Origin of the sequence: Acinetobacter sp. ANC 4173, from assembly GCF_004331255.1 — a bacterium.
In the GTDB taxonomy this organism is placed as follows: domain Bacteria; phylum Pseudomonadota; class Gammaproteobacteria; order Pseudomonadales; family Moraxellaceae; genus Acinetobacter.
The window spans coordinates 182,391-196,060 of record NZ_SJOF01000002.1 but is presented as its reverse complement, the minus strand read 5'-3'; the positions used below and the strand labels follow the sequence as shown (position 1 = coordinate 196,060).

General features: G+C 41.0%; 9 protein-coding genes. All 9 read left to right on the top strand.

The window, feature by feature from the left end; genetic code table 11:
- Window positions 1-88 precede the first annotated feature (88 nt).
- Window positions 89-1,765, top strand: a complete 1,677-nt coding sequence (gene hutU, locus E0H94_RS03310) for a urocanate hydratase (protein WP_131325122.1) — start codon at window positions 89-91, stop codon at window positions 1,763-1,765.
- An 87-nt stretch (window positions 1,766-1,852) separates the two neighbouring features.
- The gene (hutH, locus tag E0H94_RS03305) at window positions 1,853-3,382 is read left to right on the top strand and encodes a histidine ammonia-lyase (RefSeq protein ID WP_131325121.1); all 1,530 of its coding nucleotides are present in this window, start codon (window positions 1,853-1,855) and stop codon (window positions 3,380-3,382) included.
- Window positions 3,383-3,457: 75 nt separating this feature from the next.
- Window positions 3,458-4,870, top strand: a complete 1,413-nt coding sequence (locus E0H94_RS03300) for an amino acid permease (RefSeq protein ID WP_131325120.1) — start codon at window positions 3,458-3,460, stop codon at window positions 4,868-4,870.
- 52 nt (window positions 4,871-4,922) lie between these two features.
- A complete protein-coding gene (hutI, locus tag E0H94_RS03295; protein ID WP_131325119.1) occupies window positions 4,923-6,128 on the top strand; it encodes an imidazolonepropionase in 1,206 nt (401 codons plus the stop codon).
- Window positions 6,129-6,206: 78 nt separating this feature from the next.
- Entirely contained in the window at window positions 6,207-7,127 is a 921-nt protein-coding gene (gene hutG, locus E0H94_RS03290; protein WP_131325118.1) for a formimidoylglutamase, read from the top strand.
- Window positions 7,128-7,467: 340 nt separating this feature from the next.
- The gene (locus tag E0H94_RS03285; protein WP_319922781.1) at window positions 7,468-7,869 is read left to right on the top strand and encodes a DUF2946 domain-containing protein; all 402 of its coding nucleotides are present in this window, start codon (window positions 7,468-7,470) and stop codon (window positions 7,867-7,869) included.
- 198 nt (window positions 7,870-8,067) lie between these two features.
- A complete protein-coding gene (locus tag E0H94_RS03280) occupies window positions 8,068-10,125 on the top strand; it encodes a TonB-dependent receptor (protein WP_227548545.1) in 2,058 nt (685 codons plus the stop codon).
- Window positions 10,126-10,581: a copper resistance protein NlpE N-terminal domain-containing protein gene (locus tag E0H94_RS03275; RefSeq protein WP_227548537.1), complete on the top strand. Its 456-nt coding sequence runs from the start codon at window positions 10,126-10,128 to the stop codon at window positions 10,579-10,581. It begins immediately after the preceding gene.
- A 431-nt stretch (window positions 10,582-11,012) separates the two neighbouring features.
- Entirely contained in the window at window positions 11,013-13,232 is a 2,220-nt protein-coding gene (locus tag E0H94_RS03270; RefSeq protein ID WP_131325116.1) for an OsmC domain/YcaO domain-containing protein, read from the top strand.
- Window positions 13,233-13,670 lie beyond the last annotated feature (438 nt).

The following is a 13,670-nucleotide window of genomic DNA, read 5'->3' as shown; positions in this document are numbered from 1 at the left end:
ATATATATGTATATACAAGTATGAACATGTAGTTTCCCATAAGAAGATTCTTGTGGACATTATTTTTAAAAAGGAAAGGAGTCTGTTTGTGAAAGCAAATAATCCACGTTATCGTGACATTGAAATTCGTGCACCTAGAGGGACAACTTTAAATACAAAAAGCTGGTTAACAGAAGCGCCGTTGCGCATGTTAATGAATAACCTTGACCCTGATGTGGCTGAAAATCCAAAAGAACTTGTTGTGTATGGCGGTATTGGCCGTGCAGCGCGTGACTGGGAATGCTTCGATAAAATTGTAGAAACGCTCAAAAAACTTGAAGAAGATGAAACACTCTTGGTGCAATCTGGTAAGCCCGTTGGCGTGTTTAAAACCCATAAAGATGCACCGCGTGTGTTAATTGCCAATTCAAACTTGGTGCCACACTGGGCAAATTGGGAACATTTTAATGAACTCGATGCCAAAGGTTTGGCTATGTATGGTCAAATGACCGCGGGTTCATGGATCTACATTGGTAGCCAAGGGATTGTGCAAGGGACTTACGAAACTTTCGTTGAAGCAGGTCGCCAACACTACAACGGTGATTTAACTGGTCGTTGGGTGTTAACCGCTGGTTTAGGTGGTATGGGCGGTGCTCAGCCTCTAGCGGCAACACTTGCGGGCGCGTGTTCACTCAATATTGAATGTCAACAAGCCAGTATCGACTTCCGTTTACGTACCCGTTATGTGGATGAACAAGCGACAGATTTGGACGATGCTTTAGCGCGTATAGAGAAATACACCAAAGAAGGTAAAGCGATTTCAATTGCACTTCATGGTAACGCTGCTGAAATTTTACCAGAATTGGTTCGCCGTGGTGTACATCCCGATATGGTAACCGACCAAACAAGTGCACACGATCCACTGAATGGTTATTTACCTATTGGTTGGACTTGGGAAGAATACCGTGAACGTGCGAAAACAGAACCAGAAGCTGTGGTCAAAGCTGCAAAACAGTCGATGGCGAAACACGTACAAGCGATGCTCGATTTCCAAAAAATGGGTGTTCCAACATTTGACTATGGCAACAACATTCGTCAAATGGCGCAAGATGAAGGCGTTGAGAACGCTTTTGATTTCCCTGGTTTCGTACCTGCATATATCCGCCCATTGTTCTGTCGTGGTATTGGCCCATTCCGCTGGGTGGCACTTTCAGGCGATCCAGAAGATATTTATAAAACGGATGCCAAAGTTAAAGAGTTAATTCCAGATGATGAGCACCTACACCGTTGGTTAGATATGGCGCGTGAACGCATTAGCTTCCAAGGTTTGCCAGCGCGTATTTGTTGGGTGGGTTTAGGCTTACGTGCAAAACTTGGTCTAGCATTCAATGAAATGGTTCGCACAGGTGAATTGTCTGCACCGATTGTGATTGGTCGTGACCATTTAGACTCTGGTTCGGTATCCAGTCCTAACCGTGAAACAGAAGCAATGCAAGATGGTTCAGATGCCGTATCAGATTGGCCATTACTGAATGCTTTGTTAAATACAGCAGGCGGGGCAACATGGGTGTCTTTACACCACGGTGGCGGTGTAGGTATGGGCTTCTCTCAACACTCAGGCGTTGTCATTGTGTGTGATGGTACCGATGAAGCTGCGGCACGTATTGCTCGCGTACTGACCAATGACCCAGCGACTGGTGTAATGCGCCATGCCGATGCAGGCTATGACATTGCCATCGATTGTGCCAAAGAGCAGGGCTTAAATCTGCCAATGATTACTCAATAAAAATACATGGAAGAACTGGCGGTGCTTTTTGCAATTGTGAAAAGCACTGTCTCAGCAGAATATAGTGCAAAAAATTAGGAAGCCAACATGGAATTACTGATCCAACCGGGAAAATTAACCTTAGCTGATTTACGTCAAGCTTACCTCAACCCGATTAAAGTTAAATTAGATGACAGTGCTTCAGCTGCAATCAACGCAAGCGTGGCTTGTGTAGAACAGATTGTAAATGAAGGGCGTACAGCTTACGGCATTAACACAGGTTTTGGTTTACTTGCTTCAACCAAGATTGCTCCTGAAGATTTAGAACAACTCCAGCGTTCGTTAGTTCTTTCGCATGCAGCAGGTGTAGGTGAAGCACTTGATGATGCAATGGTTCGTTTAATTATTCTATTGAAAGCAAATAGCTTGGCACGTGGTTTCTCAGGTATTCGCCGTAAAGTCATTGATGCGTTGTTGGCGTTAATTAATGCTGAAGTTTATCCGCATATTCCTCTTAAAGGTTCAGTAGGCGCTTCAGGTGACTTGGCGCCACTTGCACATATGTCATTGATTTTACTCGGTGAAAGTAAGGCGCGTTACAAAGGTGAATGGTTACCCGCAGTTGAAGCTTTAAAAATTGCAGGCTTAGAACCAATTTCTTTAGCAGCGAAAGAAGGTTTGGCACTTTTAAATGGTACACAAGTTTCGACTGCTTATGCTTTACGTGGCTTGTTTGAAGCGGAAGATTTATTTGCGGCTGCGACAGTTTGTGGTGGCTTAAGTGTTGAAGCCATGCTGGGTTCACGTTCACCGTTTGATGCTCGTATTCATGAAGTACGTGGTCAACGTGGTCAAATTGATGTGGCGGCGGCTTATCGTGACCTATTAACAGAATCAAGTGAAATCTCACATTCACACGAAGACTGTAGCAAAGTTCAAGATCCGTATTCTTTACGTTGCCAACCACAGGTGATGGGTGCATGTCTAACCCAAATCCGTCAGGCTGCTGAAGTTTTAGAAATTGAAGCCAATGCGGTATCTGATAACCCGCTTGTTTTTGCAGAACAAGGTGATGTGATTTCTGGTGGTAACTTCCATGCAGAACCTGTAGCAATGGCGGCAGATAATTTAGCATTGGCAATCGCAGAAATTGGTTCACTTTCAGAACGTCGTATTTCAATGATGATGGACCGCCACATGTCACAGCTTCCACCGTTCTTGGTTGCAAATGGTGGTGTGAATTCAGGGTTCATGATTGCCCAAGTGACCGCAGCAGCGCTTGCGAGTGATAACAAAGCACTCGCACATCCAGCCAGTGTTGATAGTTTGCCAACTTCAGCCAATCAGGAAGACCATGTTTCAATGGCTCCGAATGCGGGTAAGCGTCTTTGGTATATGGCTGATAACGTCCGTGGCATTTTAGCGGTTGAATGGTTAGGCGCGTGTCAGGGTTTAGACTTCCGTGAAGGCTTAAAAAGCTCGCCTAAATTGGAGCAAGCTCGTAAAATTTTGCGCGACCAAGTGCCTTACTACAGTGAAGATCGTTTCTTTGCCCCAGATATTGAGCAGGCAAGTGAACTACTGGCAAGCGGTTGTTTAAATGAATTGCTGCTTCCGAATTTATTGCCAAGTTTATAAATATGTGATGGATAAAAAAACGGCCACATGGAGTGGTCGTAACTAACTCAATTTCCTCAAGGATTGGAGATTAATATGTCACAACAGGCTTCACTTCAACGGGGGCTTAATACCCGTCATATTCGATTTTTAGCTTTAGGTTCAGCCATTGGAACAGGATTGTTTTATGGTTCAGCTACTGCCATAAAATTGGCAGGGCCATCAGTTTTATTGGCATATATTGTATGTGGCATTGCCATTTATATTGTCATGCGTGCATTGGGTGAGATGGCGGTTAAAAACCCCGTTTCAGGCTCATTTAGTGAATATGCCACACAATATATTGGTCCATTGGCAGGTTTTACTACGGGATGGACCTATGTATTTGAAATGATCATTGTTGCTTTGGCCGATATTACTGCTTTTGGTATTTATATGGGCTTTTGGTATCCCGATGTACCGCGTTGGATCTGGATTCTTTCACTGATTATGTTCTTAGGTGGTATAAACCTGATCCATGTCAAAGTATTTGGAGAGTTGGAGTTCTGGCTGTCCATTGTCAAGGTGACTGCCATTGTAGCCATGATTTTAGGTGGCTTCGGGTTAATGTTCTATGGTTTTCATGCAGACCATAGCAGTTTTGTACCAGGTATTCAGAACTTATGGATTCATGAAGGTTTCATGCCGAATGGAATCATGGGCTTAGTAGCTTGTTTGTCTGTGGTGGTTTTTGCTTTTGGTGGTATTGAAATTATTGGTTTAACCGCTGGCGAATCACAAGATCCTAAAAAGACCATTCCTCGTGCAATTAATGCAGTACCAGTTCGTATTTTATTATTCTATGTGTTGACTATCTTTGTATTAATGTCAATTTTCCCATGGAACCAAATTGGTAGTCAGGGCAGCCCATTTGTACAAATTTTTGAAAATCTGGGCATCGGATCAGCTGCAACCATTTTGAATATCGTAGTTATTACCGCGGCAGTCTCAGCAATTAACAGTGATGTATTTGGTGCAGGACGGATGCTATTTGGTATGGCTAATCATGGTCAAGCACCGAAAGTATTCCAAAAACTATCACGTAATGGTGTGCCATGGATGACGGTTGTTGTTATGGCAGGCGTACTGTTGGTCGGTGTTGTTCTGAACTATCTCATCCCTGAAAACATCTTCATGATCATTGCCTCAATTGCGACTTTTGCTACAGTTTGGGTCTGGTTGATGATTTTACTTTCTCAGGTTGCTATGCGCCGTAAGTTATCTACTGCTGAAATTAAAGCCCTTGATTTTCCAATCATTGGGTGGCCGTATGCACCCGCATTCGCAATTGTTTTCTTACTCTTTATTTTGGCAATGATAGGTTATTTCCCTGACTCGCGCCCAGCCATATATGTCGGTGCAGGCTGGTTAGCATTGCTTTGGATTGCTTTTAATATTTGGGTAAAGCCGAAACAAAATACAGTAAAAGTTGAATCAGAGCTTCCCGATAATCTTAAATTAGAGCGTTAAATATTGATTGCTCAAATATAAATGGGTATTTGAGCAATCTTAGGAATGAGTCATGAAGAAACTTTGGCACAACTGTCACGTTGCAACAATGCAGGATGGAAAATATTCCATCATCGAAAATGCCGCTATTGTCACTTTAGAGCATAATATTTGCTGGATTGGGCCAGAACAAGACTTAGCACATGATCAGTACGATGAAATCAGTGATTTGAACGAAGCTTGGGTTACACCGAGTTTTATTGATTGCCATACCCATAGTGTTTTTGGGGGTAATCGCAGTATTGAATTTGAAAAAAGACTGCAAGGTGTAAGTTATGCTGAAATTGCGGCTCAGGGTGGTGGAATCGCAAGCACAGTTCGAGCAACTCGTGCGGCAAGCGAGAAAGAACTCTTAAATAGTGCCTTGAAGCGTGTAAAAAGTTTGCTTCAAGATGGGGTTACCACCATTGAAATTAAGTCGGGTTATGGGCTTGATTATGAAAATGAACGAAAAATGCTACGTGTGATTCGTCAAATATCTCAACACTTGCCTATTACAGTAAAAAGCACCTGTTTAGCTGCACATGCACTTCCACCTGAATATGAAGGTCGAAGCGATGCTTATATCGAGCATATTTGTAATGACATGCTGCCCAAATTTTTTCAAGAAGGCTTGGTCGATGCTGTCGATGCCTTTTGTGAATATTTGGCATTTAGCCCTGAACAAGTTGAACGGGTCTTTAAGGCAGCTCAAAATTTAGGAATTCCAGTCAAAATTCATGCGGAACAATTATCTGCTTTAGCGGGTTCGAGTTTAGCAGCCCGATATCAAGCTCTGTCTGCAGATCATTTGGAATATATTACTGAAGATGATGTGAAAGCCATGGCAGCATCGGGCACAGTTGCGGTGCTTTTACCGGGTGCATTTTATTTCTTAAGAGAAACGAAATATCCATTCATTGATGCGCTGAAACAACATCAAGTCCCGATTGCAATCTCGACGGATTTGAATCCGGGTACATCTCCAAGTTTGTCTTTACGTTTAATGTTGAACATGGCCAGTACCATTTTCCGCTTAACACCCGAAGAAGCACTGGCGGGTGCCACAATTCATGCAGCAAAAGCATTAGGTTTACAGCAGTCACATGGCAGTTTAGCAGTCGGTAAAGTTGCGGACTTTATTGCTTGGGAAATTGAGCATCCATCTGAAATTACCTATTGGTTAGGTGGCGATTTAACCAAGCGAATCATTTATCAAGCGCAGGAATTGAAATTCTAAGCAGAGCTTGATCGAACTTTAGAGCAAGATTAAGTGTTGGTTTCTGGCGCGGGTTATTAATTTTATCGAGATGAGTAAATGAGCAATATATTCCAATGGACGGGGCGACATGATGGTGATGCAATTCATCATCAACGTATTTTCCAAATTATGAATCAATCGGAAAGTGCAGAGTATGTATTGATTGGTTTTTGTTCGGATGAAGGCGTAAAGCGCAATAAAGGTAGAATAGGAGCTGCTGAAGCACCAAATGCGATTCGTAAGCAACTCGCCAATTTACCTGTGCATCAGCCGATGAGCATTGCCGATCGGGGTGATGTGATTTGCGAAAATGGGTTGTTAGAACAGGCGCAACAAACACTTGCAGACCAAGTTGCTGAGTCACTCGTGCAAGGTGAAAAACCGATTGTTTTGGGTGGTGGGCATGAGGTTGCTTATGGCAGCTTTAGTGGCTTGTTTCAGTATTTGCAATCACACGAGCCAGAGAAGAATATTGGTATTATTAACTTTGATGCACATTTTGATTTAAGAGAAGCAGAACAGGCATCTTCTGGGACACCATTTTTGCAAGCTGCAAAACTATCTGAACAACATCAAAAACAATTTAATTATTTATGTATAGGGGTAGCAAAGCATTCAAATACTAAAGTTTTATTTGAAACCGCTGAGCAATTAAATTGTGAATATATTTATGATCGTGATGTACAGGTTGCTCGGCTTGACAGTCTTGTGCAAAAAGTTCAGAAGTTTATCGATCAGGTCGATTATCTTTATGTCACCATTGATATTGATGTTTTTGCTTCAAGTATTGCTCCTGGAGTGAGTGCGCCAGCAGTCAAAGGGATTGATTTAGCTGTGTTTGATCCATTAATTCAGATGATTAAAAACACAGGTAAAATTCGAGTATTTGATGTGGCTGAATGTAATCCTCAATTTGATATTGATCATAAAACAGCAAAGTTAGCGGCTTATATTATTTTTAATTATATATTTGATTAAGCAGCCCGATGTTCTAAATACATGATGATTGAATCATGAATATACCGAAGCCTAACACTCCTCATGTGCTTTCTGCCTTACTAAGCTTTGGATTGGGGTTGAGGATTAGGCGAAATGGTGAGTTTTCCTCGATTGAGGCGTGTTGGATGATAAGAAGGTCAATTATTGCTGAACAAGCCTTTAGAGATAGGTTATTTATAAAGCCATTTTACATTGGGAAAATTCTACAAGTACGTTTTCAATGAACTTGATGGTTGAAAAGTGCATTGATCTAAAAGGATGTATATGTTAGTTTTCCGCGTTCATCATTTTAGACGGAATAGGGTTGAGAGCATCTTTCGTGCTCGCTTTAATAGCGATGTGGATACATGTTGCAGTTTTTTTGCAGCCCCTGTTACCTGAGAAACTCCAAATTGCTCAGGTCTGTATCACTATTGCTGAATTAGCAGTTCAGACGAAAGAAACTCAACAGTTTGGCCATCATTCACATTCTAAATCTGTACATGATTTGCAAAACATGCAGCACTCAGATTCTGAGCACAAACATTCTGTTGATCATCACTGTATTTTCTGTACGGTGTATGGGCATTTGGTTGCTCATTTGAATCTTGGTATCCAAGAAGTCTTTACGCGTATGCAAGTTCGTATGCTTGCATTCCAAAAAGCATTTAAGCATGTCTTTTTTGTTTTACAGCGACTATTTCTCACTCCTCAAGGGCGAGCCCCACCTTTATTTGCCTAAATTTCACAACATTTTAGTCAGAGAACTTTTCTAAGCATGGAAAGTTCTTAGGGAATTTTACGCATTAAAGGAATTGAAATGTCTCAATTCAAGTTAAATCCGTTCCTTAAAGGGAATGGCGTTATGGTTTCGCCACATGTCCAAGCACAGATTAGCCCTCGAATTTTTAAAGTTTTATGTAGTGTAATGCTTGGTGTGATGTATGGGTTAAATGCTCAAACCAGTCATGCAGCAGAGGGTGAAGCAAAAACAGAAGCAACTCAATTATCCACCATTACTTTAACCGCTGAAAAGCAGGATGAACGACATACCTCATCTCAGGCGATTACCCAGTTTAATCATGACTTATTAGAAGTGCCATTTACGAAGTCCCATGTTTCTAATGAGGACATTCAAAATCATCATGTTCAGCGGATCAGTGATGCCTTGTCATTGGTCAATGGTGTGGTTTATCAAGACAGTTATGGCGGTGGTTTTTGGGATAATTATTCTTTTCGAGGCTTTAGCACAGACCCCAATATGGGCACCATCTACATGCGTAATGGTTTAAGTTCGGTGAGTGGTATTCATACACCACGAGATATGGTGAATATCCAAGCGATTGATTTCTTAAAAGGTCCGATGGCGATGTATGGGCAAGGCGCAATTGGCGGGATTATGAATATCACTACCAAACAGCCCGAATGGGAATCTACAAACAGCCTGAGTTTAAGTGGTAGTACCCTTGAAGAATATCGTGCTGCATTGGATACCACAGGGGCAATAAATCAGGATGTGGCTTATCGACTGGGTTTGGCTTATGAAAATAATCAGAGCTTCCGAGATCAGGTGGATAATCAACATTATTATATTGCACCGCAACTGGCTTGGAAGCTTTCAGCGCAAACCCAGTTGAATTTGGATACCGAGTTTGCTCAATCGAAAGGGGTATTCGACCGAGGTATTCCAATGGTTAATGGGCAATTGAACCTGAACAAAAAAACATTTTTGGGCGAACCCAGCGACGGTGATATTGAAATTCAAGATCAAATGGTTCAACTGCGTGTGAATCATGCATTTAATGATGATTGGAACAACACCACGGCAATCACCTATAGTCATGGTGAACGAGCGGGTACGTCGACTGAAATTTCTTCCATCACCGCAGATGGACAGAGCGCAAACCGTTTCCGTCGTTCACGTCAATTTGAAACCGAGACCACAAACTTTCAGTCGATTTTGCGGGGTAAATTTAATACGGGGTCCATTCGACATGAGCTGGTCACTAACATAGAAGCAGGTCACTATACGATTGATCAGTTACAACGCCGTAGTACCGCGGGAGCATCGAGTCAGATTAATCTTTATCACCCTGTATATGGTCAGAATATTTTGCCATTAACACGAACCACCAAAAACACCAAAGAAACGCAGCAAATGCTGGGCTTTAATCTACAAGATCAGATTTTCTTGAATGATCAGTGGAACGTTTTGATTGGGGGACGTGCAAATCGTTTAGAACAGCAAATCGATGACCATCGTAGTGGAAAATCTTCTGAACAGGCATTTACACCTTTCAGTCCGCGTGCAGGAATCAATTATCAGCCTACCGAAAAACTGTCTTTCTATACGAATTGGGGCAAAGCTTTTGAACTGAATACAGGCTTGAACAAGGACAATCAGCTTTATCAGCCAGAGAAAACCAAAAGTTGGGAAGTCGGTGCAAAATATCAATTCCAAGCCAAAAGTTGGTTGGGACTGACTTATTTTGATCTCGATAAACAACATCTTTTAACTGAAGGAATTACAGATAGTTACGTCGATAGTGGACGCGTGCAAAGCCACGGGGTTGAATTTGAATTACAACACCAGCTCACAGATCATCTGCGTTTAAATGTAAATTATACGTTTACGGATGCATCTATCGTTGAGAGTGAGGTTGAGGCAAAAGGGGCAAGATTAAAGAATATCCCGAAGCATACGGCAAATTTGAGTGCAAATTACCAATTCAACCTTGCGGGATATGATGCAGGTTTGATTGGTCATGTGAATTATTATGGCAAGCGCAGTGCCAATTATATTGATAATGGTACGAGCTTACCTGATTTTACGGTTGTAAATGTGGGGGCGTATGCACAACTTCGTCCTGATTTACGCGTGCAACTGAATATCGATAACCTGTTTGATCAAGATTATTACGTTGCAAGCTATACCAATAATTGGGTTCAACCTGGTGAACCACGTAAGGCAACCGCAACCTTGAACTGGACTTTCTAAATGAAAAAAACATTACTGTGTTCATTCGTTTTTGCCAGTTTATGTTTGGGCTGTAGCCAGTCAAAACAAGCTGAACATTCAAGCAGTGAAATTGAAAAATCCATAAAAGCTGTAGATCCTCAATTGCAACTGTGGGTGGGGCAATACCGAGGCATTACACCATGCGTGACTTGTCCTACGTTCTGTGATGGCTGTGAAGGATCCACAATTGACATGAAATTAAATCAGGATCAAAGCTTTGAATTGGTACGGACAGCCAATAGCGGCAACAAGCAGTCGGAAACTTTTAACGGGAAGTTTGCGTTTAATGATGATGGAAAGCTCCAGATTCAACTTCATGGTGTGAAAGAACGTAACCTCATCGTATGGGGGCAAAATTATGTGGAAGTTATTGACCCAAATTCGGGGCGACCATTTGATGCATTTGAAGATTTTCAGTTAGAGAAATTGAGTTAGCATATTGTCATCAAAATTGTGATGCCAAGCTTGCACGGGTCGAATTGACCCAAGAATAGACTTTTGATATTTCCCTGAGAATTCAGGGAAATATCACGATGTTTCATCAATACAGGATTCATTTGCTCAAAGAATACTATGTGTATTGTTTGGATATGTTTTTTGTTTTGAAAAATCGAGCAATCGAATATAGTGCACATTTAAAATGCACGGGCTTATTGGAAAAATTGCATAAATCTCAAGATAGCATTTCCACTTTGAGCCAGAAATCTGTAAAATCTACGCGCATTCGTTAAGCCGTTTTTTAATCAGCGCCAAGCCTTTGGCTGATTCTTTTTGCAAACCAATTTCTTCATTGCATTCTGCTTTTAATTCAATATTTTCGACGCTTATCTGTCTGTGTAGGCATATAAGCATCATTAGGTGCCAACATGGAAATTAAAGTCAATTATCTCGATAACCTTCGACTCGAAGCTAAATTTGATGACTTTACTGTAATTGCTGACCAACCTATTCGCTACAAAGGCGATGGTTCAGCCCCAGGACCATTCGACTATTTCTTAGCATCTTCAGCGATGTGTGCCGCTTACTTTGTTAAGGTCTATTGCCTTGCGCGTAACATTCCAACCGATAATATTCGCTTATCACAAAATAATATTGTTGATCCTGAAGACCGATATAAACAGATTTTTAAAATCCAAGTTGAGCTACCAGCCGATATTTCAGAAAAAGACCGCCAAGGGATTTTACGTTCGATTGACCGCTGTACAGTAAAGAAAGTCATTCAAACAGGACCTGAGTTTGTCATTGAAGAAGTTGAAAGTATTGATGCAGATGCACAAGCGCTTTTAATGCCGAATCTGGCGTCTGAACACCTGACTCACATCACCGGCAAGGACTTACCTTTAGAGGAAACCATTGCCAATATGTCTGGGTTATTGGCGAACTTAGGCATGAAAATTGAAATTGCATCTTGGCGTAATATTGTACCTAATGTGTGGTCGTTACATATTCGTGATGCGCATTCTCCAATGTGTTTCTCGAATGGTAAAGGTGCAACCAAAGAAAGTGCTTTAGCTTCAGCCTTGGGCGAGTTTATTGAACGTCTGAACTGTAATTTGTTCTACAACGATCAATTCTGGGGCGAAGAAATTGCCAATGCCGAATTTGTACATTATCCAGATGAAAAATGGTTCCAACCTGGTCCAAATGGTGAATTGCCGCCAGAGATTCTGGATGAGTATTGCAAAGCAATTTATGACCCTGAAAATGAACTTTTGGGTACGCATTTATATGACACCAACTCAGGCAATACCGAGCGTGGTATTTGCTCATTACCTTACGTACGTCAGTCCGATAGTGAAGTGGTGTATTTCCCAACCAATTTGATTGAAAACTTATATTTAAGTAATGGTATGAGTGCGGGTAATACCCTTGCCGAAGCTCAAGTCCAATGCTTATCCGAGATTTTTGAACGTGCGGTGAAGCGTGAAATCATTGAAGGTGAAATTGCACTCCCAGATGTACCTGCGGATGTACTGGCGCAATATCCAAGCATTATTGAAGGGATTAAAAGCTTAGAAGAGCAAGGTTTCCCTATTTTGGTGAAAGATGCATCATTAGGCGGAAAGTACCCAGTGATGTGTGTCACCTTAATGAATCCGCGGACTGGTGGCGTATTTGCATCGTTTGGTGCTCATCCCAATATGCAAGTGGCGATTGAACGTAGCTTAACCGAGTTAATGCAAGGTCGTAGTTTTGAAGGGCTAAATGATTTACCACGTCCAACCTTTAGTTCACAGGCAGTCACTGAACCGAACAACTTTGTAGAACACTTTATCGATTCGAGTGGCTTGGTGTCTTGGCGTTTCTTTAGTGCAAAATCTGAGTATGACTTTGTCAATTGGGATTTTAGTGCTGAAGGGCATGCGAAAAATATCGATGAAGCCAAAATCTTGTTTGATATTCTTAAGGATATGGGCAAAGAAGTTTATATGGCTGTTTATGAGCATTTAGGTGCTACAGCTTGCCGTATTTTAGTGCCTGACTATTCAGAAGTATATTTGGTCGAAGATTTAATCTGGGATAATACCAATAAGGCGTTGTGGTTCCGTGAAGACACGCTGAATTTGCATCGCCTAGATGATGAACAACTCGAAGCCTTGGTTGAACGTCTAGAAGAAAGTGAATTGGATGACTACACCGACATCAAAACCCTGATCGGGATTGAGTTTGATGACAACACAGTGTGGGGGCAGCTCACGATTCTAGAACTTAAACTGATGATTTATTTGGCTTTACAGCAATTTGAAGAAGCCAAAGATCTGGTTGAAACCTTCCTGCAATACAACACCAATACGGTTGAACGTGGCTTGTTCTATCAATGCTTAAATGTCGTGTTAGAAGTTGAACTGGATGATGAAATGGAACTTGAAGATTATGAAGTGAATTTCCGTCGTATGTTTGGTGATGAACACATGGATGCAGCCGTAGGTTCAGTTGATGGTAGTGTTCGATTCTATGGTTTAACGCCAACCAGTATGAAACTTGAAGGATTAGATCGTCATCAACGTTTACTTGATAGTTATCAAAAACTACATGCTGCACGGGCCAAATATTCGAATCTTGCCAAAGCTGAATTGTTGGTCTAATTGATTTAATTGGGTTGCAGTTAATCTAATAATTTTAGTCATACTTCTTGGAAAAGGGGTATGACTTTTTCTTGATATCATAATTAAAAACGGTCTTATTTAAGTAGCAAGATTTGTATATTCATGACTGACTTTTAAATACAGCATATAAAAAATTATTCAAAATTTGGGGCTATTTTTAGTTTTAAAAAACCATGATTTTCTAAATGGTTCGTGTGGGAATTCTTCCTGATGAGTGAACTCTGATGGGTGTAATCTTTTCTTTTTTTCTTCGGTATTGTCTTTTTGGTTAAAAAAAGAACAATTGAAAGTTGAATTGTCTATTAAAAAATTAGAATTTAATATCGTTTATTTTTTACGCAACTTGTGTGCTTTTTAAAATTTAATATAAATAAAATATTGAAATTTATATAAAAATTATTTTTTTAAATATTTAAT